Origin of the sequence: uncultured Senegalimassilia sp. (genome assembly GCF_902464545.1) — a bacterium.
GTDB lineage: Bacteria > Actinomycetota > Coriobacteriia > Coriobacteriales > Eggerthellaceae > Senegalimassilia.
This window is the reverse complement of the sequence record NZ_CABQJR010000002.1, coordinates 21,317-42,819: the sequence shown is the minus strand read 5'-3', so window position 1 is coordinate 42,819 and position 21,503 is coordinate 21,317. Positions and strand designations below refer to the sequence as shown.

General features: G+C 61.9%; 15 protein-coding genes. 1 reads left to right on the top strand and 14 read right to left on the bottom strand.

Translation table 11 applies throughout. The features are described 5' to 3' along the window. Window positions 1-36: 36 nt before the first annotated feature. Complete coding sequence (locus RDW26_RS00850) at window positions 37-1,284, bottom strand: Fic family protein (protein ID WP_302941578.1); 1,248 nt, start codon at window positions 1,282-1,284, stop codon at window positions 37-39. Between the two features lie 393 nt (window positions 1,285-1,677). Between RDW26_RS00850 and RDW26_RS00845 the strand changes: the two genes are divergently transcribed. Beyond that, entirely contained in the window at window positions 1,678-2,949 is a 1,272-nt protein-coding gene (locus tag RDW26_RS00845) for an ATP-binding protein (protein WP_307982113.1), read from the top strand. 377 nt (window positions 2,950-3,326) lie between these two features. Here the strand turns inward: RDW26_RS00845 and RDW26_RS00840 are convergent, their stop codons facing one another. From RDW26_RS00840 to RDW26_RS00780, 13 genes are all read right to left on the bottom strand, one after another. Further along, on the bottom strand, window positions 3,327-6,584 hold the full coding sequence (locus RDW26_RS00840; protein ID WP_307979738.1) for an SMC family ATPase: 3,258 nt from the start codon (window positions 6,582-6,584) through the stop codon (window positions 3,327-3,329). After that, window positions 6,581-7,936, bottom strand: a complete 1,356-nt coding sequence (locus RDW26_RS00835; protein ID WP_307982111.1) for an exonuclease SbcCD subunit D — start codon at window positions 7,934-7,936, stop codon at window positions 6,581-6,583. The genes RDW26_RS00840 and RDW26_RS00835 overlap by 4 nt, the downstream gene beginning before the upstream one ends. Window positions 7,937-8,225: 289 nt before the next feature. Next, a complete protein-coding gene (locus RDW26_RS00830) occupies window positions 8,226-8,507 on the bottom strand; it encodes a hypothetical protein (RefSeq protein ID WP_042435424.1) in 282 nt (93 codons plus the stop codon). Then, window positions 8,491-8,772: a hypothetical protein gene (locus RDW26_RS00825; protein ID WP_307979736.1), complete on the bottom strand. Its 282-nt coding sequence runs from the start codon at window positions 8,770-8,772 to the stop codon at window positions 8,491-8,493. The genes RDW26_RS00830 and RDW26_RS00825 overlap by 17 nt, the downstream gene beginning before the upstream one ends. 343 nt (window positions 8,773-9,115) lie before the next feature. Beyond that, entirely contained in the window at window positions 9,116-11,359 is a 2,244-nt protein-coding gene (locus RDW26_RS00820; RefSeq protein ID WP_042435418.1) for a DNA gyrase subunit A, read from the bottom strand. Between the two features lie 83 nt (window positions 11,360-11,442). Continuing rightward, window positions 11,443-13,440, bottom strand: a complete 1,998-nt coding sequence (locus RDW26_RS00815) for a type IIA DNA topoisomerase subunit B (protein ID WP_114620061.1) — start codon at window positions 13,438-13,440, stop codon at window positions 11,443-11,445. 172 nt (window positions 13,441-13,612) lie between these two features. Then, the gene (locus RDW26_RS00810; RefSeq protein ID WP_307982108.1) at window positions 13,613-15,349 is read right to left on the bottom strand and encodes a helix-turn-helix transcriptional regulator; all 1,737 of its coding nucleotides are present in this window, start codon (window positions 15,347-15,349) and stop codon (window positions 13,613-13,615) included. A gap of 266 nt (window positions 15,350-15,615) precedes the next feature. Next, window positions 15,616-17,103: an FAD-dependent oxidoreductase gene (locus RDW26_RS00805; protein WP_307982106.1), complete on the bottom strand. Its 1,488-nt coding sequence runs from the start codon at window positions 17,101-17,103 to the stop codon at window positions 15,616-15,618. Window positions 17,104-17,113: 10 nt separating this feature from the next. Next, window positions 17,114-17,686 carry a cytochrome c3 family protein gene (locus RDW26_RS00800; protein WP_307979732.1) on the bottom strand — a complete coding sequence of 191 codons (573 nt, stop codon included), beginning with the start codon at window positions 17,684-17,686 and terminating at the stop codon, window positions 17,114-17,116. 359 nt (window positions 17,687-18,045) lie between these two features. Beyond that, window positions 18,046-18,639 carry an ABC transporter ATP-binding protein gene (locus RDW26_RS00795; RefSeq protein WP_042435398.1) on the bottom strand — a complete coding sequence of 198 codons (594 nt, stop codon included), beginning with the start codon at window positions 18,637-18,639 and terminating at the stop codon, window positions 18,046-18,048. After that, window positions 18,633-19,628 carry an ATP-binding cassette domain-containing protein gene (locus RDW26_RS00790; protein WP_307982103.1) on the bottom strand — a complete coding sequence of 332 codons (996 nt, stop codon included), beginning with the start codon at window positions 19,626-19,628 and terminating at the stop codon, window positions 18,633-18,635. The genes RDW26_RS00795 and RDW26_RS00790 overlap by 7 nt, the downstream gene beginning before the upstream one ends. A gap of 9 nt (window positions 19,629-19,637) precedes the next feature. Further along, window positions 19,638-20,489, bottom strand: coding sequence for an ABC transporter permease (locus RDW26_RS00785; RefSeq protein ID WP_307982101.1), 852 nt, complete (start codon window positions 20,487-20,489; stop codon window positions 19,638-19,640). Next, window positions 20,489-21,472, bottom strand: coding sequence for an ABC transporter permease (locus RDW26_RS00780; protein ID WP_307982099.1), 984 nt, complete (start codon window positions 21,470-21,472; stop codon window positions 20,489-20,491). Before RDW26_RS00780 ends, RDW26_RS00785 begins: the two co-directional genes overlap by 1 nt. Window positions 21,473-21,503: the final 31 nt, after the last annotated feature.

Genomic DNA, 21,503 nt, shown 5'->3' with positions numbered 1-21,503 from the left:
GCGGTCGGCAGTCGGCACCTCAGCGGCTTTCGCCAACTACCCCTGCTTCCCCGCCAGAATGCGGCGGATTCCCTGCATGGATGACACGTCCTCAAGCACGGCTATAAGCTCGTCGCATTGGTAAAACACTCCGCGGCGACGGTTTCCCATGGGGCTGAGCATCCCCATTTCGCATGCTCTTTCTATGATCGTTGCGGCTGTGCGCATGGAGACTCCCAGCTCTTCGGCCACGAACGAACCGTTCACCACCGGCTGCTTCGCCAGCAGGTTGGGCAAGCGAAGCAAGGCGGACCCTTTGCGCTCGTGCATGCACTCCGCCCATTCCGCGAACACCCCGTCGATGTCCCGAGCGACCATGTTCCCGACGGCCACCGCAAGCTCAAGTGCGTCGACCAGCTGCTCGACGATTGCAAGCGGATTGCCGGCCTGGAACTGAACGATGGCGTCCATGTACGCGTCAATGTTGTGCAAAAGCCCGGCCGAAATGGGCAAACTTGCGTGCCGCAGCACGTCGGAGCTGCGCAGGATAGCATGCAGGAGGACCCTGCCCGTGCGGCCGTTTCCGTCGATGAACGGGTGAATCGTCTCGAATTGCGCGTGCACGACAGCAGCTTTCGCGATAGAGGGCATATTGCTGCCGTTCACGAAAGCAACCAGATCATCAAGGCAGCCGAGCACGCGGTCGGCGCACGGCGGCACGAACAGCGCGCCGTGCGGGCTATACGCGGTGCCGCCAACCCAAACCTGCTCGTCACGCAAGCAGCCGCCGAACGACAAACCCGCGTCTTGCCCATCCTGTCCGCCGCGTGTGATCAGGGCTTCGTGCACCTCGCGGATGCGCTCAACCGAAAGCTCTCCCGAAAAGCCGAGCGCGGCGCGCATGGCTGCAACGTTTCCAGCGATGATGCGGGCGTTTTGCGCCACATCGCTCGACAGCTCGGCCAGGGCAACGTTGCGCACACTCGACGTCATGTTCTCAATCTGCGAGCTCGCCGCCGACTCGCTGCGCAACAGCAAAGCTGGCAAATCGTAGCCGCGGGCTTCCTGCTGCGCATCGAAGCGAACAAGCAGGAAGGCAACTTCCTCCATGCGGCTTTGCAGTTCGGCGGGGATGAGGATGCCCTTGTCACGCAGCTCAAACGGAACCGCCGCGCGATACGTTCCAGTGATTTTCCGACGACGCGACTTCGGCACGCCCTCCAACGCATCGGGGTCAACCCGCCACGCAAGCTCCTCGTAACCCACGGGCTCCCATTGATAGCCCAGCTCGCCGTTGCCGCCCATGCGCCCCTCCGTTTCGCCTCCATGATGGTTTTGAATAGGGAAACTGATGTAGTTTCGTTTCTCTTGTGGCTAGTATAACGGAAGCGAATTGTGTTTTGCTTCCGTTAGGTAAGGCTTTATGGAAGTGAGATAGATTTCGCTTCCGTTAGGTAAGGCTTTATGGAAGTGAAATAGATTTCGCTTCCGTTAGATGCGCATTAGTGGAAGTGAATTACATTTCACTTCCGTTGTCGATGCATCATTTGAAGCGAAACTGCGCCTCGGGCGCTCTCGCGCATCGACGAAACTTGTTGGATTTGCAAGTTTCGTCGATAGCATAGTCAAAACTTGCAGCAGATGCAAGTTTTGACTATCGTGTCCATAACGCAAGGAATCGACTGGGAGGTGGGCCGTATGATCGTTCGGCAAAAATACCTGGACAAGCTTATCGCGTTCCAAGACACCGACCTGGTGAAAGTGGTCACGGGCATTCGCCGTTGCGGGAAATCGACCCTGCTTGACATGATGCGAGAGCACCTTGCCGCGCAAGGCGTTCCCGAGAATCGCCTGTTCACGTTCAAAATGGAGTCGATGGAGCTTGCAAGCATCGCCGATTATCGCGAGCTTTACGATCTTGTGGTCGGTCGCATCGCAGGTCAGCCGCATACCTATCTGTTCTTCGATGAGCTGCAAAACGTCGAAGGATGGGAAAAGGCGATCAACGCGCTGCGTGTAGACGCCGATTGCGACATCTATGTCACCGGGTCGAACGCGTTTTTGCTGTCCAGTGAGCTTGCGACGCTCATCTCCGGTCGTTACGTCGAAATCGCCATGCAGCCGCTCACGTTCGCCGAATACCTGGATTTTCGTGGCGCATCGTGGCAACCCGCCGGTAAAACCGGCTCCGACATAGCCCTGTTCGCGGACGGTTCCTTCGCCACCCTTTCCAGCTTGTTCGACCAGTACCGCATGTTCGGCGGCTTCCCCTACCTTGCGCTTCAAGAACCTAACGAGGCGAAACATCGCGAATACTTGCGCAGCATCTACCAGACGATCATCGTTCGCGATATCATGACGCGCGCCCAGCGAAAAGGCTTGCGGGCTGTGAGCAATCGTTCCGTGCTTGAGCGGATTTGCGCGTTTTTAGCCGACAATATCGGAAACGAAACCTCTTCGAACAAGATTGCGGGCACTTTGAAGGCGGACGGCGAGTCGACCAACAGGGCCACTACGGATTTTTATATTTCCACGCTTGTGGAAGCCTATCTGTTCAACCGCGTGCAGCGTTACGACATTAAAGGACGCGAGCTGCTGAAAACGGGCGGCAAGTACTACATTGCAGACGCAGGCATGCGCAGCTACCTGGACAGTTACCGAAACACCGACACCGGGCGTGTGCTCGAAAACCTGGTGTACAACCAGCTTGTCTTCGATGATTACGACGTGCTAGTGGGACATTTGCGGGGCGGAGAAGTCGATTTCGTTGCCACAAAGCCTCACCAGAAAATGTACGTCCAGGTCACCGAAGACATGCGCGACGAGGAAACCATGCGGCGCGAGCTTGCGCCCCTCAAGCGCATCGGGGACGAATACCGCAAAATCGTAGTGGTCGCGGAAGGAACCTATCCCGCGGACATCGATGGCATCGAGATCGTGAACGTCATCGATTTCCTGCTGCATAGGTAGAGCCGGGAAAGCCGCCCAGCGCCTTTCGGTCTGACGCTTGCCGCCCGGTCTGACATTTAGGGGACGTAGCACTAACTGTCAGACCCTAAACGTCCGGCACACTGCGCGCCGTCGGTGCCTACTGCGCACATCGACGAAACTTGTCGGATTTGCAAGTTTCGTCGATGGCATAGTCAAAACTTGCAGCTGATGCAAGTTTTGACCATCGAGGGGTGCGGCAGAAGACACTAGCGAACCTGAATCAGGCGACCTTTGCAGCAGGTGTTGCCCGACCTGATCTCGACGGCTTTTGCGACGGGTGTTGCCCGGCCTAAACGTGACGGCTTTTGCGCCAGGCATCGCCTAGCGCAAAAGCCGTCGATTCATTTGCAATGCCCTTAGGCTTCCACTTTTGCGGTGGAACCGGATTGTGTTTTGGTCACAGTTATTCGCTTGGGGATGTTCGCCTTCAGGTCCTCCACGTGGCTGATAATGCCCACCAGCTTGTTGCCGCCCGACAGGTCGGACAGCAGGCTGATAGCGTTGCCGAGCGCACCCTGGTCGAGCGAGCCGAAGCCCTCGTCCACGAACATGGTGTCGAACTCGATGCCGCCGGCGTGCGCCTGCACGATGTCGGAAAGCCCCAGCGCCAAGCATAGCGACGCCTGGAACGATTCGCCGCCCGAAAGCGACGACGCATCCCTGGCGCGCCCCGTGAAGCTGTCGATGACGTACAGCCCCAGGCCCGCCTTCGAATTGCCCGTGGACTCCGACCAGCGCACCAGCTCGAATTGGCCCGCCGTCAGCACGCGCAGGCGCTGGTTTGCCGCCGCGATCACCTTATCGAAGTACATGCCCTGAACGTACGCCTCGAAGCGGACTTTTGCGCGCCCGGTCAGGTTGCCGTTCGCTGCATCGGCCATCAGCTTGATCCGGCCGTAGCGCTCCTCGATGTCGCCTGCGCGCTTCAACGTTTTGCGCAGATGCTCGAGGCACTCCCCGTTCGCGGAAACGCGCAGGTTCACGGCGCCAAGGCGTTCGTTGGCCAGTTTGCCCTGCTCCTCGTATTCGCTACGCTCCTTGGCCGCTGCGACGGCGTCGCCGGCAGGCAACTCGGTCAGCTGTTTGTCCTTCGCCGCCAGCAGTTCGCGCTTGGTGGCTAGCTGCTGCGCATTCTGCTCGACCGCCTGCTGGGCCGCATCGCGCTTGCGCTTCAGGCTGTCCGCCTGCTGGCGCAGCCGCGCTGCCTCGGTTTGCGCTGTCTCGAGCGAGGGGAAATCCAGGTCGGCGCGCAGATGCTTCGCCTCCTGCTCGGCAAGCTGCTGTGCCTGCGTTTGGTTTTGCAGCGCCTCCTCGGCCTTGCGCACTTGCTCCGCCGCCTGCTTCACGGCTTCTTCCGCAGCTTGCTGGCCGTGTTGCGCGGAGACGAATGCGGAGACAGCGCGCTCAGCGTTGTTCAGCTCGGTTTGCGCAACGCTCGCGTCATGCTGCGCGTTCTCGAACGCACGCTGGGCTTCGTCTACGGAAACGACGGCCAGGCGCTCCCGGAGGGCGCGGGCTTCGGCATCGGCCGACGCATGGTCGCGTTCTGCAGCCTGGCGGGCATCCTTGACCTGCGACAACGCCGTTGCAGAACGCTCATGCGCCGCCTCGACGGCGGCAAGCGCTTTCGCCGCGTGCGCCGCCTCGTCGCAGCGCAGCTGCGCATCGGCCTTCGCTCGTTTTGCAGCCGCAACGCCATCGCGCGCTTGCGCAAGGGCCTGCGTGATGCTTTGCTCGCCGCCATGCTCCTTGTCGAACTCATCGAGCGCAAGCTGCGCGGTCTCGCAACGAGTCTTGGCGCCCTCGGCTTCGCGCGCCGCCTGGTCAACGGCCTTCTTCGACGCAGCCTCAACGACGGTCGCCTTGTCTATTTGATCATCACTCGGGATGCTGGCCTCCGCCTGTGCCGGCGACGGATGATGCACCGAACCGCACACCGGACAGGGCGAGCCGTCCCGCAAATCCGCCGCAAGCAGGCCCGCGCGGCCCGCGCGCTGGGCCTTTTGCAGCTGCTGCACCTGCGCCAGGTCCTTGTCATGCACGGTCTCTGCGGCTTTAAGCTGCTCGACAGCCTGGCGATACGGCTCGGCCGCAGCCTGAGCCGCCTGCCGCAATTCGTCGCGACGCTGCACCGCCCGAGAAGCATCCTGCTCCGCACGCAACGCGCGATCGAGCGCAGCGCCCGCCTCGCTCAGCGCAACGTCCGCACCGGCGAACGACTCGCTTGCCGCCTTCGCCTGCGCAACCGCATCCTGCGCTTTGCGTTCGGCCGCAACCAGCGACTCTTCCTGCTCCAGCAAGGTTTGCACCTGCTTTTGCGCCTTTTGCGCCGCCGCAACCTTGGCAGCAAAGTCTTTCGCACCCGCAAGCGCCTCGCCCGCAGCATTCACGCGCAGCTGCGCCGCATCGAACGCGGCCTTCGCCTGCGCCTGGCGAACGTCCGAGCCCGCAAGCTTCTCCACGGCCTGCGCCGCCTGCGCCCGCTGTTCCTCCGCCTTGCCGGCAGCTTCCTGCGCGGTCTCGGAAACCCGCTCAGCACGCGACAACGCTTCCTTCGCAGCCGAAACAGCCTGGTCAGCGCGCTGCAGCGCCTGGTATTTCGCGAACGTCCCCTCGATAACCGCCGCGCGCTCGGTTGCCTCCAGGCGTTCGGCATCGTGCGCGCACTCCTGCTGCAGCGCCGCCTGCAAACCTTCCGTCCGCCCCTCGTGCTGGGCGACCTCTTCGGCAAGCGCCGCACGTTCCTGCTCGTAACGCGGACGGTTCTTCACCTGCTTCACCAGCGCATTAGCATCCGCCCATTTTCGACGCAACTCCTCGACCTGCTCGCTGAGCTGCGCAGACTCTGCCTTATCGCGCGTCAAAAGCCCCTCAAGCAGCTCGACCAGCCACGCGCCCATAGGCGCTCCGCTGCGACGGCGCTCGTCAAGCTCCTCCTCGCGCGCATCCTCTGCCGCAAAACGGACGGTTTGCGCGCACCGCAAAACCTCGCTTTTCAGCTTCTCGTTCTCGCGCTCGAGTTTGCGGCACTCCTCGCCCAGGCGATCTTGCAGCATCTCGTACTTTTGCGTGGCGAACAGCTTGCGGAAGATGCCCTCGCGCGTTGCCGTGTCGGCCGTGAGCAGCTTACGAAACTCGCCCTGCGCCAGCATGACGATCTGCTTGAACTGGTTCGCATCGATGCCCAGCAGCTCTTCCACCTGCATGTTCACCTTGCGCACGCCGCTGATGCAACGCCCGTCAGGGAGCTCGATCTCCGCGTTCGCAGGCTCTTTCGTGGTGCCTTCGCCGCGCTTCTTAGCACGCTCGTAATCGGGATTGCGCTTTACGCGATAGGTCTGCCCGCGATAGGAGAACTCCAGCTCAACGAACGTTTTGCTTGCCGGATCGGCGAAATCGCTGCGCAAACTTGCGGAAGACCGGGCACCGTTTCGGCTGTCGCCGCTTGCCTCGCCGAACAACGCGAAGCAGATGGCGTCGAAGATCATGGTTTTGCCCGCGCCCGTGTCGCCGCACACCAGGTACACACCCGAGCAGCCAAGCGTCCGAAAGTCGATTTCCGTCTCGCCAGAATACGGTCCGAACGCGGACATGGTCAGCTTCAGCGGCTTCATTGCGCACCCTCTTCCTGCCCATCGGGGCCTTTTGCGGCCGAGTCCTCAACCTTCGCGATCAGCTTGCGCGCGAAATCTTGCTGCTCATCATCCAGGGGATTGCCCACCTGGCTTTCATAGAAGGCGCCGAACATCTCCAACGTGTCCATGCTGTCGGGGTCCGCCGTAAGCTGAGTTTGCGGGCGGTCGACAAGCACCGTCACATTGTCATAGTCCAGCATCATGGCGTTGGGGAACACTTCGTGGATCTTCGCCATAGCGTCCAACTGCGGATGCTCATCGGAAAGCGTGATGTGTAGGTAGTCCTGTGAGACATCGCGCACCGCGGCGGCCGGCGCGGACACATCGTCAGCCTGCACAGCCGCATCACCGGCGCCATCGGCCAGCGCCGCCTCGTCGTTGGCGTCATCCGCCGCCTTCCCATCGTTGGCGCCGCCAGCCGAAACTCCGGCATCCACCAGCGAACCGCCCGCTGCGGCACCCATCGCCAGCACATCCGCCAGCGTGCCGCGAACCTCGCGCACGTCATGCAGCGGCACGAGCGGAATCAGCTCGAACGATACGCATTCGCCCACGTCATCGCCCGGTTTCTTCTCCCCTAGCTCAACCAGCGCCACGCTCTTGCCATACCGCGCTTCGCTAAACGAATACTTCAGCGGCGAGCCCGAATAACGCACGGTGTCGCGCCCCACGCGCTGCGAGCGGTGCACATGCCCGAGCGCCACGTAGTCGAACGCGTTGTACACCGACACGTCCACGTTATCCATGCCGCCCAGCTTGATCTCGTCGTCGGCGCGATCGGGCGCCGTGCCGTACGCCGTCACCAGCTGGTGCGACAGCACAACGTTGCGTTTCCCCTGGTCGATATCGCACGCGCTCAGCACCGCACGCAACGCGGCCGAATAGTCGTCGCCGATTTCCTCATCGGGGAAGAACCTGCGCACGTCGCCGGGCTTCAAAAACGGCAGCAGCCAGAACTCCACCGGCCCGTGCTCATCCTCAAGCTCAACCCGCTCGACTTCGCCCGCATACACCGGAGGCAGGCAAACGCCCTGCTTCTCCAACAGCCCCTGCGCATAGGCGATGCGCTCGGCGGAATCATGGTTGCCGGGGATGGCCAGCACGCGCAAACCCGCCGCCACCGCATCGGTCAAAAACGCGTCGAACACGGTGACCGCCTCGGCGCTCGGCGATGCCTTGTCGTAGATGTCGCCGGCAATCAGCAGCACGCTGACCTGGTGCTTCTCCGCAATATCCAGTATCTGCCGCAAAATATAGCGTTGATCGTCCAGCATCGACATGCCGTTAACGCGCTTCCCGATATGCAAATCGGAAACATGCAGCACCTTCATCACGCAACCCCTTTCGTTGAAAGCCGCATCACAGGGCCTGCTCCGCGCACAGCTCAGACCATGTACCATCATCTCGCAAGGATTTCCAATAGCTGTACTATGCACGGGACAGCAAGGGCATTTTCGCGGTCGCGTCAACAACTAATCGCGCACAGCGATTATCGCATCGCCATTAACCTGGCGAATGTGCGCATCTGCGAACATCTCATCAACGGGCATCCAGCGACACTGCTTGCCTGGAGCCATTGCCGGCATCTACAACAAGAAAACAACGATCCCGCAAGCAGAATCAACCTTCTAAGTCTTTGCGCACTAGATAGCGCAAGTAGTCGGAACGGCTCATGGACAGGCTTTTCGCACGCTCGTCCATGCGGCGAACCTCCGCTTCGGTGTCGCGATACGTTATGGACTTCATACGTTCGCCGTACACGCACGGCCTACCGATAAGCACGGTCTCGCCCTCCGGCCATTCGCCGCTTTCGTACTTTTCAGCGTCTGCATGCAACTGCGCTATCTCGTTTTCCGAAAACGAGAATCGAGAGCGCAGATCCTTATCAGTGACCACAGCCACGATCGCCCCCTCCCAACCCCAATTCCTTGAGTGCACGCGTCGTCGGCGGCGTGTTTGCATGGAATATCAGCACACCGAACGATTTTATCCGTCCCGTCATCTCAATGGCCCTGCCATGCTGATCGAATCCAATGGCCACGAAATCGACCTCGCCGCTTTCACAACCGCGTCGAGCAACCGATACGGCATTTCGCCACGCGTGCAGCACCTGCTCCTCGGACAGCCCGTGCATGAGCGCATGCTCGTGCACGAATACCTCGTTCATAAGGCACTACTTTTGTCTTGCATTATAGAACCGCCTCGCTCAGGTCTCAAGTATCGAATCACCTTGAGTATGAGGCACCCGCCTTACATAGACCTTGCAAGCATGCCCGCTCTCAGTACGCCAAACCTTACGAAAGCGCCCCGCAAGCCTCCTAACCGATTCGGCAGCAGTGCCCGAATCGGCCCTCGAGACATCTGCACCGACCCATTAGCTCGCAGCTAACAACAGCGCTGACCGCAAACCGAGGCGCGACAAAACGGCAACGGATAAAACAGAACAGCAGTCAAATCAAACGGCCGGCGTGAAGCGTATCGCCCCGCGCCGGCCGTCTCATGCCTGCACGCTACTCCAAGTCGAACAGGCTCTTCATGTCCGTTTCCTTCATGGGCGAGCCGGAGGAGGGCAGGCTTGCCGCGCGGAATTTCTCCACGCTGGCGGTACCGCCCAGGAACTCCTCGGCCGTGCCCACCATGGTCACAATGCGGCCGTTCTTCGCAGTGAATGCCAGAACACCTTGCGTGCTGTTGGTGGTCTTGGTTTTCAGCAGCGAGGTGTTGAAGTTGATCAAACGCTGGTCGCTTGACACCAAGGCCAGGTCGCGGTCCTCTTTCAGCACAGTTGCGAACAACAGCTTGCTGCCGCCGTAGATGGCGTTCTTCAAGCGCTTGCGGTTGGTCTTCGTTACGTAGCCCGCCAAGGCCACGCGCGCCACGCGGCCGTTCTCGAATACGAACAACACGTCGGCCTTGTAGTCCTCGGGGTCGATTACCCAGATCACGCTCTCGTCGGGATCCATCCCCAGGTCGGTGGGCAGGTACGAGCCCAGCTGCGCCGACTTGGTGTCTTCGAACTGCGCCACCTTGCACTTGTACACCTGGCGCTGATCGGTGAACACCAGCAGCTCGTGGGTGTTCGACGACGGGAACTCGATGAAGGGCTCGTCGCCGTCCTTGTACTTCAGCGTGGTGGCCTTGCGCAGCACGCGCTCGGTCATCTTCTTCAGGTAGCCGTCGCGCGAGAGCATCATGGTGACGGGATATTCCTCCACCTCGGGCTCCAGGCTGACTTCCACGATGTCGCCCGGCTCGACCAGGCCCGTTTTGCGCGGCGCCACGTGCTTCTTATTCACCGCGGCAAGCTCGTCGCTGATGACCTGCTTGATCTTCTGCTCGCTGGCCAGGACCTCCTTCAGCTCGGCGATGTCGCCTTCCAGCTTCGCGATGTCCTTTGTGCGGTTGAGGATGTACTCCTCGTTGATGTTGCGCAGCTTCAGTTCGGCCACGAACTCGGCCTGCACCTCGTCGATGCCGAAGCCCTTCATCAGGTTCGGCACGACCTCGGCCTCCAGCTTGGTGTTGCGGATGATGGCAATGGCCTTGTCGATGTCCAGCAAAATAGCCTCAAGGCCGTGCAGCAGGTGCAGTCGGTCGCTCTTCTTCCCCAGGTCGAAATTCATGCGACGCCGCGTGGAATCCACGCGCCACGCAACCCACTCCTGCAGAATCTGACGCACGCCCATAACGCGCGGATACCCGTCCACCAACACGTTGAAGTTGCACGAGAACGAATCCTGCAGCGTGGTGGAGCGGAACAGCTTCGCCATGAGCAGCTCGGGGTCGACGCCGCGCTTCAGGTCGATGGCGATGCGCAGGCCGGAAAGGTCGGTCTCATCGCGGATGTCGGCGATCTCGCGCACCTTCCCCTCTTTCGCCAGCTTGACGATGCGCTCGATGATGATGTCGGTTTTCGTGGTGTAAGGGATCTCGTACACCTCGATGATGCGCTCGTCGGGCAGGTAGCGCCAGCGCGAGCGGATTTGGAAGCTGCCCAGGCCCGTGTTGTAGATGCGATCCATCTCCTCGCGGCGGTAGATGATCTCGCCGCCGGTAGAGAAGTCGGGCGCAGGCATGTATTTCTGCAGGTCGCAGTCAGGGTCCTCAAGGAAGTGCATGGTGGCTTCGCACACTTCGTTCAAGTTGAAGCCGCAAATGTCGGAGGCCATGGCAACGCCGATGCCCTTGTTCGCCGACACCAAGATGTTGGGGAACGTGGTGGGCAGCAGGCGCGGCTCCTTCATGGCGCCGTCGTAGCTGTCCATGAAGTCGACCGGGTCCTTGTCGATGTCCTTGAAGATCTCGGCGCAAATGGGGGAAAGCTTCGCCTCAGTGTAACGCGAGGCGGCGTAGCTCAGGTCACCGGAGTAGTACTTACCGAAGTTGCCCTTGGATTCCACGAAGGGCGTGAGCAAAGCTTCGTTGCCCGTGGCAAGGCGCACCATGGTTTCGTAGATGGCCGAATCGCCGTGGGGGTTGAGCTTCATGGTCTGGCCGACGATGTTGGCGCTCTTCTGGCGCGCGCCGTTGAGCAAGCCCATCTTGTACATGGTGTACAGAAGCTTGCGGTGCGACGGCTTGAACCCGTCGATCTCCGGGAACGCGCGGGACACGTTGGTGCTCATGGCGTAGGGCATGTAGTTCACTTCGAGGGTTTGCGTGATGGGCTGCTCCAAAACCTCGGAGTGCAGGCCGATCACGTTGGGGTTGTCCACATGCTTCTTCTTCGGTTGTGCTTTGGTCTTTCTTGCCACGGTCTCCCCTTGATGCGAATGGGCGGGCGCCGTCTTGCGGGCGGCCGCCGGTTTAGATCTTCAACAGCCTTGCGAAAGGCGCCTTATTGCAGGTCAAGCTGGTCGAGGTATTCCCTGCCATGCTCGGCGATGTGACGTTTGCGGCCCTCGTCGTCGTTACCCAGCAGCAGGTTGAACATGGTTTCCATGCGCTCGACATCCTCGGGCTCCACCTTGATCAGGCGACGCGTCTCGGGGTTCATGGTGGTGAGCCACATCATGTCGGGATCGTTCTCACCAAGACCCTTGGAGCGGTTGATGGAGCACTTCTGCCCGTCGATTTCCTTCAGGATGTTGTTCTTCTCAAGATCGGTGTAGGCGAAGTAGGTCTTCTCCTTGCAGTTGATCTCGTACAGCGGCGATTCGGCGATGTAGACGAACCCCTCGCGGATGAGCGTGGGCACCAGGCGATAAAGCATGGCCAGGATAAGCGTGCGGATATGGTAGCCGTCGACGTCGGCGTCGGTGCAGATGATGACCTTGCTCCAGTTCAGGTTGTCCAGGTCGAAGGTGCCAAGGTTCTTCATGCGGCGGTCGTTAACCTCCACGCCGCAGCCAAGCACGCGCAGCAGGTCCATGATGATCTCGGACTTGAAGATGCGCGGGTAATCCTCCTTCAGGCAATTGAGGATCTTGCCTCGCACCGGCATGACGCCCTGGAACTCGGCGTCGCGCGACGTGCGGATGGCGCCTGCTGCCGAGTCGCCCTCTACGATGTAGACCTCGCGGCGGCCCTTGTCCTTGGAGCGGCAGTCGATGAACTTCTGCACGCGGTTGGCCATGTCGGTCTTCTGCTGCAGGTTGGTCTTGATGCTCTGGCGCGTCTTCTCCGCATTCTCGCGCGAGCGCTTGTTGATGAGCACCTGCTCCATGATCTTGTCGGCGGACTCTTTGTTCTCGATCAGGTACGTGCCCAGGCGTTCCTTGAAAAACGCCGTCATGGCCTGCTGGATGAAGCGGTTGTTGATGGCCTTCTTCGTTTGGTTCTCGTAGGACGTTTGCGTGGAGAAGCAGTTGGTCACGAGCACCAGGCAATCCTGCACGTCCTGCCACTTGATGGCGCTTTCATTCTTGTTGTATTTGCCCTGCTGCTTGATATAGGCATCGATTGCGCTGGTCAGGGCGCTGCGCGCGGCCTTCTCCGGCGAGCCGCCGTTTTCCAGCCACGACGAGTTGTGGTAGTACTCCTGCATCTGGAACGTGCGCGAGAAGCACAGGCACGCGGTGATCTTCACGTTGTAGTCGGGCAGGTCATCGCGGTCGCGGCCGCGGCGGTCTGCCTGGATGAAGAAGGGCTCGGTCAGGTAGTCGTGGCCCACCTTCTCCATCACGTAGTCCTCGATGCCCTTGGGGTAGCAGAACTCCTCTTCGGAGAAGACGCCGTCCTGCCCCTCGATGCGAAGGCGGAACGTGACGTTGGCGTTGACCACCGCCTGACGGCGCATGGTTTCGCGATACCAGTCGTCGGGGATATCGATGGCGGTGAAGACCTCCAGGTCGGGACGCCATTTGATGGTGGTGCCGGTGCGCGTCTCGTCGGTGGGCTCGACCTGCAGGGCCTTCTTCTTGGCGCCGACGACCTTGCCCTTCTTGAAGTGCAGCTGATACTTGTTGCCGTCACGCCATACGGTGACGTCCATGTACTCGGAGGCGTACTGCGTGGCGCACGAGCCCAAGCCGTTGGTTCCCAGCGAGAAGTCGTAGTCGCCGCCCTGGTTGTTGTCGTATTTGCCGCCCGCGTACAGCTCGCAGAACACCAGTTCCCAGTTGAAGCGCTTCTCGGTGGGGTTCCAGTCAAGCGGGCAGCCGCGGCCGTTGTCCTCCACCTGGATGGAGCCGTCGGCGAAGGCGGTAAGGGTGATCAGGTTACCGTAGCCCTGGCGCGCCTCGTCGACCGAGTTCGACAGGATCTCGAACGCGGCATGAGCGCAGCCGTCAAGGCCGTCGGAGCCGAATATGACCGCCGGACGAAGGCGTACGCGCTCCTCGTCCTTCAACTGGCGGATGCTGTCGTTACCGTAATTGACCGTGCTTTTTGCCATACCGTTCTTTCGCTTCTCGTATTCCCCTTGTGGTGTGTCTACCGCAAGTTACCACAAGGGTTGCCCGCCCCACAGCAACATCACGGCAAAAACATCGTACACCTGTTCGCTGATTGAAGCAAGCAGCGGTGAGGCAAGCGAAAAAAGCACTCTGTGTCGCGCCCGCGCTATGCTAGCGCATTTCGCGAATGGTTTGCTGAAGCTCCCGTTTGCTGTGCACGTCCATTTTCATGTAAGCGTTTTTCGCATAGCTGCGCACGGTGTTCTCGGAAAGCACCAGCAGCTCCGCGATCGCGACCTTGCTTTTGCCCTCCGCAAGCATAAGAGCCACCTCAGCCTCACGGCGCGTCAGTCCGAACCCCGCGATCAACCGCACGACGCCCCCGTCGTCTGCCGCATGCAAGACCGCCTCACGATTCCGCTCCGACTCGATGACATCGCCCACAAGGCCCGACCCGACATCGCCTTCCGCCCGCGCTTCGCAACGCTCGGCAATCGGCAGCTCGATGGCATCGCCTTCGCCGCCGGCAGCCGCAACGCCCGTGCGACCAGCGGCGCTACCCGTCGCGGCACAACCCGCAGGCCTCGCATCGCCTTCGCTAGCTGTCCCGCCTTCGCCTGCTTCCTCGCCGGGAAATCCCGTCAGCAACGCTCGAGAGCGCGGAACGTTGTCACCGAGCAGCACCGCGATGGAAATGGACAGCACGCACACCATCAATGCGGCCAACAGCGTCATCACCGAGCTTTGCGGCGCGAAAACCAGGATGCCCCAGCGCCCGACTTCGCGCGCGAGCAGAAACACCGCCCAGCACACACCGAGCACCGCATACGGGTTCCACGGGGAATGGCGCGCGATGTCATAGCAGATGACCCACAAAATGCCGAGCGTCATGGTGTTGGCGATGGACACGAGCGCCGCGCCGCCGGCAAGCCCCCACCATTCCAGCGTGGCCATCAACACCACGCCCGCCGATGCCGCTACCACCTCAAAGCGCCACAGCGTCGCCGACGAAACAGCACGGCCGCGGCACAGCGCAGCCCACGCCCACACCCCGCACAGCACAACCACGCCACCTTGGTGCAACAACTGCATCCCCAGCGGCAATGCGATCGATTCACCAAACGGAAAACCTCGCGACACGCCCATGACCAGCATGAACAATGCCAATCCGGCCAACAGACGCAAGAAATCGACGCGCGATTCCGCCCCATACGCCTTCGAGGCGATCGCGAACTCGGGGCACTCGCGCGACGACGAGACGCCGCTCGGAGCCTGCGGCCATCCGCGCTCGTCGGCCACGCGCATCGACCGCCCGAAGCACACGTATGAAACCGTGGGCAGAAACACTCCGACCAGATAACACGTCGAGCGCGGCAAAGCGCCCATGACGAAACCGCCCAACGACCCCAATGCCAGTGAGCCCAATGCGCACAACAAAGCCGTTCGCGGACGCAAACGCAGGTAGAACGCCATCCACATACCGCCACCCCACACGATGCCCAGCCCCGCGCACGTGCACGCCGCGTACAGCACCGCATCGGAAGCAAGCGTCCCGTTCAAGAAGAACAGCACGCTGCCCAACGTCATGGCCGTAACGGAGAACCATTCGAGCGCCTTCGCGGACCGACGCCCTATCAAGCCACGCAGGGCGAACGCCACCAGCAAAACGGTGAACGCGATGCGCACGAAGTTGATGACGACGCTGACCAGCCCGGCATCGGACAGCACGTAATTGCCGTACAGGTTGCACTGAATCCAGATGCGCACCACCGCAAGGCCGAAAAACGCAAGAGTACAGCCTTCGAGCGCCTGATGCATCGCCGTGCGCGCAGCCGCCCTTTCGGCTGCGCGCGACCCGTCGGCATCGGTCCTGCGAACTTCGCGTATGTTCTCAAACTTGCTTCCCACTGAGCCCTCTCCCGGACTTCTCCCTTATTTCCGGCAGTATACCTTTTTTGCACATCAAGAGGCGCACAAAGGCGCCACGGTCCGCATTTCGAACCGCGGCGCCTTATCGCCTTGCTATTTCGCTAGCTCATCACGGGCGTGCTTTGCTCGGGACACATCGCAACCGTACGGTCACGATGAACGCGCGCGAACGAACCCGCTGCATCCGCGTTTACCCGGTACCGCCCGTTGCCGCCAACGACTTGCCCACGCTCGACACGTCCTCCTTACGCGCTCAACGCCTCGCTCGCCGCGTTCGCGCCCGCGAAGCGGCCGGACGTGTAGGCGAAGTTCAAGCCGCAGCCGCCCGCCGGATAGTCATCGTAGATGAAGGTACCGCAGCATACCTCACCGGCAGAGTACAGACCGGGGATAATCTCGCCCTGTTCGTTCTTCACCTGGAAGTCGGTGTTGATATCGAAACCGCCGAACGAACCGTGGGTGCACACGCCCATCTTGAGCAGGTAATACGGCGCCTGAGTCAACGCCACCAGGTTCGCCGCGCCCTTCTTGAACTGCGTGTCGGCGCCCGATGCGACCATCTCGTTGTACGCCGCCAGCGTCTCGGAGCACGCCACGCCGTCCACACCCAGCTGCGCCGCTGCGGCCTCGACGGTGTCGCCCTTGGCGAACATGCCCTGCTCAAGACCCATAGCAACCTTCTTCTTGAGCTTATCGGTCAAGCCGTCGACCATTGCCTGGTCGTACACGGCGAAGAACTGCTGGTCATCGAAGTGCGCCACCTGATAATAGATGTCGTGCGTCTGGCCGCCTTCATTCACGAAACGCTTGCCCTTCGAGTCGACCCACAGCGCCTTGGCGCTGATCAACTTGGATTGGCCAGGCTCGACCGGACACGCCAGAATACCGTTCGTGCCGCCGTGACCCGTGTAAGCCGCACCGATGTCCAGCCCCATCTGCAGCCCGGAACCGTCAAGGCCGATACCCACTTCCGTGTAAACGCCAACGTAATCAGGGCAATACTTCGCAATCATCTCGGGATTGCGGCAGAAACCGCCCGACGCGATGATGACGGCCTTGGCGTTGTAGATGACCTCCTTGCCCGCCTTTTCGGCGCGCACGCCCACGACGCGGCCCGTCGACTCGTCCACGATGAGCGCGGTTGCATCGGTATCGAAATGGAAGTCCACGCCCTGCTCCTTGGCCAGCTGCGTCACGGCCTTCAGCGCATCATCGGCGTTGTTCTTGCACATGTGCCCGCGCTTGACCTTGTCCTTGCCGTTGCCCTTGATCTCGTCCTTGAACGGGACCTTCAGATCCTCGCGCAGCCAGTCGATCGTCTCGCCGGAGTGATCGGCCATGAAGCGGTTCATAGCCAGGTCGACCTTGTCGGCGTTGCGCGTGAGCAGATAGTTGTAGTAGTCATCCGGCGTGTCGTCGATACCGAGCTCCTTTTGCTGCACCGTGCCCGAGCCGTAGAACGTGCCAAGCGCAAGCGAGCTGGAACCGCCCTGCCAGCCGAGCTTCTCGATGCACACCGTCTTCGCGCCGTTTTTAGCGGCGAAGGCGGCCGATGTGGTTCCCGAACCGCCGGAACCGACGACCACCACATCGTAGACGTACTGCGTCGCGCCCTTCGAGCAGCCGGTCAGGTTGCCAAGCGCGATGGTTGCCAGCCCCAGGCCCGCAAGGCCGACGAACTGGCGGCGGCTCAGGCCGCGACGTGCGTCAAGCGTCATATCGTTCGTAGTCATTCCGTTCCCCCTAGCTCTGCTTCGCGCTCATGTAGTCGCTGTACGACATCCAGCCATCGGGCACCTCGGCCTCGGCATGGCACTGCGTGCAGTACATCACGGACTCGGAATGCGCCTTATGGCATTCGCCGCAGTCGATATCGCCATGCTGCTGCACATGCGGGTTGAACGCCATATCGCTGGTGGATTCGGTGAGCTCGTCGCGCGTCATGTTGTGGCACGACTCGTTCAGGCAGAAACTCTCGTTGTATTGGAACGTATTCTCGGCAACGGGGTCGGTGAAGTCGCCGGACACCCACGCGGTGGCCTCGGCGACCTGGTCGTCGAGCTTCGCCTCGTGGCAATCCAGGCACACTTTGCCCTGCTTCGCGTGAACCGCCGACAGCATCGACGAGTTGCCGGATTCATACGTTTCCACGTAGCGGTCCATCGGCTTGTGACAGATCGCGTTGCAGAAGCTCGGCTGCTGATGCCATACCCAAAAGCCCGCACCCGCAAGCGCGATCACGACGATCGCGACAACCGTGACGATGAGTCCCTTGCGCCCTTTTTGGGCGCTTCCAGAGACATCCGTTTTGCTCATGGCCCTTCCTCTCCCTCGTGAAACCATGCAAGACCCTCGCGCATCCTTGCGGAGGACATGACGAAGGATAGGCTGAGGACAAAGCGACCAGCAGACACGAAGCAGGGTGGTTTACCAGGCAATTTCGAAAACGGGTGGGCAAACGGGTGGGGCAAAAGGGCGCCATTTCGGGAAAAGAACGTCCCAAGCGCTTCCCGACATCTTGGAACCGGGCATATCGGGGGAGCGGGTTAAACACCAAGAAGCGCCGCGAGAGAACGCGGCGTCCCTCGAGCTGCAACCCGCACGGACGCCAGGCACCCGACGCGAACCCGGATGCTTAGGGCTACGTCCCCGAAGCGTCCGGGTACGCGTTCGCATTACGCCAGCGCGACTTCTCGGGTTGCTATGCGGGCGGTCAGCGCGGGGGTATGGGAAACCAGCAGCATGCCGGCGTTTTCGCGGGCGGCGTAATCGAGCAGCACGTGCCAGATGTGCGCTTGGGTGACCGCGTCGAGCATGGTGGACACCTCGTCGCAGATCAGGTAGCGCGGGCGCGTGGCCAGTGCGCGGGCGATGCAGAAGCGCTGCAGCTCGCCGCCGGACAGCTCGTGGGGGTAGCGCTGCAGCCATTCGTCGCGGATGCCCAGGTCGTCAAGCAGCTGCTGCGGCACCTCGCCCGCTTCCGCCAACGTCTTGCGCATGCGCAGGCGCGGGTCGACCGCCTGCTCGGGATGCTGCTGGATCAGCTGCACCGGGCACACGCCGCGACGCGGAAGCGGCTGCCCATCCACCAATACCTGACCGGTTTGCGGGCGCTCAAACCCGGCGAGCACGCGGCACAGCGTGGTTTTGCCGAACCCCGAGGGCGCCTGCAACGCCACGCGCTCGCCAGGTTCCACCTGCAGGCTGAACCCGCTGTACAAAGGTTTTGCGCCGGGATACCCGAACGTGATGTCTCTGGCCTCTAGCACGCGCCACCTTCCTTCCCATCGAAACCGCCTTCGCCAGCACTTTCGCCCACGGCGAAATCATGCTCGGGGAGGGCATGCCACAGCTGGCGGGTGAACGGATGGCGCAGCAAGTTGGGATCGGCGAAGCTCGCCGTCGCGGTCTCCTCCACCACGGTTCCGTCCTTGAACACCGCCACGCGGTCGGCCACGCGCAGCGCCAGCTCGATATCGTGCGTGATCAGCAGCACGCCGTTGCCCTCGTTGGCGAAGGCGCGAAAGTCGTCGAGCGCACGAACCGCCAGGTCAAGGTCAAGACCGGGCGTGGGCTCATCGGCCACGATCACACGCGGCGAATCCATGAGCGCGCAGCACAGCAGCACGCGGCGCGCCATACCGCCCGACAGCTCGTGCGGGTACAGACGCGCAACCTCGGGACCAAGCCCATAGCGCTCGAACAGCTGCGCGCGACGCGTTTTGCACTCGGCCTTCGACAGGTCGTTCGCAAAACCCTCGACCTGCTTGCCCACGCGCATCATGGGGTCCAAATGACTCACGCTTTGCGGCACGAGCGACAGCCCGTGCCCGCGCAGCGCGCGCAAACCCGCCGCGTCCATGCGCTCGCCGTCGAACCAGATGCGCCCCGTCACCGTGGCGTTGGGCTCGAACAGGCCCAAAACCGCATCGGCCAGAAGCGTCTTGCCCGAGCCCGACGCACCCACCACGGCCACGATCTCGCCGGTGTGCACGGCGATGCTCAACTCGTGGAGCACCTGCACATCGTGCTGCTTCGCCTTGAAGTACGGCGCGTTCTCGTCGTACATGCGGAAGCTCACGCTCAGGTCCTCAACCTGCAGCAGGTGATGCCCGCCACCGTGGCTCGACGTTGCCGCATGCGTATGATGATGGTGCAGCTGCGCACCCTCGTGCGCGGTGCGCTCATGCGCCAACTCGGCGGCCTTACCCGCCGACGACGCCTCCATGGGCGCACCGCCGTTCGTCTTCGTCATCATCTTCCCCACCTACTTTTGCGCGGTATGCGGGTCGACCAGCTTGCGCAGGTTCTGCCCGGCCACGTCGAACAACAGCACCGTCGCCATGAGCGCCAGGCCGGGGAACACCGCCAGCCACCAGGCGCCCGTGGACAGATAACTCATCGATTCGCTCAAGATCACGCCGATGGCCGGCTGCTCGGGCGGCAGGCCGAAGCCCAGGAACGTGATAGACGCCTCATGCAAAATGGCATGCGGGAACAGCAGGATCAAACCCACCACGAACTGCGGCAGCACATACGGCACCATATGGCGAAGCGCGATGCGCGCCGGGCTTTGCCCCAGCTTGCGCGCAACCTCGACGAACTTCGATTGGCGGCATTGCAGCACCTCGGCGCGCACCACGCGGGCAAGGCTGGCCCAGTGCGTCACGGCCACGCCGATGGTCACGCCCCAAAAGCCCTTCCCCAGCGCGAACGAGATGAGCACCAAAAGCACGATATGTGGAACGCCCATCATCAGGTCGATCATCCAGCTGACCACAGCGTCCACGCGCTTGCCGCCGAGCGCGGCGGCGCAACCGAGCACCAGCGCGATCACCGACGACACGGTAGCCGCCAGCAAACCTACCAGCACGCTGGTGGAAAGGCCAGCCAGCGTACGCGCCAACATGTCGCGGCCCATCCAGTCGGTGCCGAAGGGGTGCTCAAGCGAGGGTGCCAGGTTCTTCGCGGTGAAATCGGTGACCGTTGCCTGGCCGTACAGCGCGATGCCCGCCGCAACCACGGCCAGCAGCGCAAAAGCCGCCAAAACGCACGCCGCCAGCGTGGTCACGCGGCTGCCCGCCCTGCGTTGTGCAGGGGCATGGAGCACGTTTTCCATTACGCCCTCCCTTCGCTCACGCGCATACGCGGATCCAAAACACCGTACAGGATGTTCGCCAGCAGATTGCCGCCGAACACCAACGCGGCGCTGACCAGGGCGATTCCGGCCAGAAGTGCAACGTCGCCGCCCAAGCCGGCGGTGACGGCCGCCTGCCCCAGGCCCGGATACGAGAACACCTGCTCGACCAGCACCGATCCGCCGAAGATCTCGGAGATGAACGCGCACTGCAGCGTGACCGCCGGCAGCGCCACGTTGCGCAGGCAATGGTGCAAAACCACGCTCAAATCGGACTCGCCGCGGGCGCGCGCAAAACGCACGTAATCGCTTTCCAGCACGTCGACCACCTTCTCGCGCGTATGCAGCGCGATGTTGGCCACACCCGTCACCGAAAGCGTGAGCGCGGGAAGCACCAGGTGGTGCGCCGCGTCAGCCAGCGTCACGTCGGCCGCCGACACGCCGATGGGCACGGAAAACCCGATGGGAAACCACCCCAGCTGCACGGCGAAGATCATCAGGATGAGCAAACCCAGCCAAAACGTGGGCGTGGACGCCAGCAGGAAGCAATAGCCGCGCACCACGCGGTCGACCGCGCCGCCGCGGCGCGCGCCGGCAACGACGCCCAGCACGAAGCCAAGCACACCGCTGACCAACCACGCGATACCCATGAGCGCCAGCGAGTTTGCCGCGCGATGCGCGATCACCTCGGACACGGGCGCGTTGAACCTGAGCGACGTTCCCATGTCGCCGTGCAAAAGCGCGCCCGCCCAGTTGGCGAAACGCTCCCAAAACGGCACATCGCCGCCCCAGTAGCTGGCCAGCTGCGCGCGCTTGGCCTCCGACATGTTCACGTATGCGGCCTGCCCCACGTTGGCCTGGACAGGGTCGATGGGCGAGGCGCTCACCAGCGCGAACACCACCAACCCCACTGCCAACATGAGCAGCGCGAACCGCACGATATGTCGAGCAAGATACTTCGTCATACCTACTTATGTCCCAATTCTCGAAATCTTC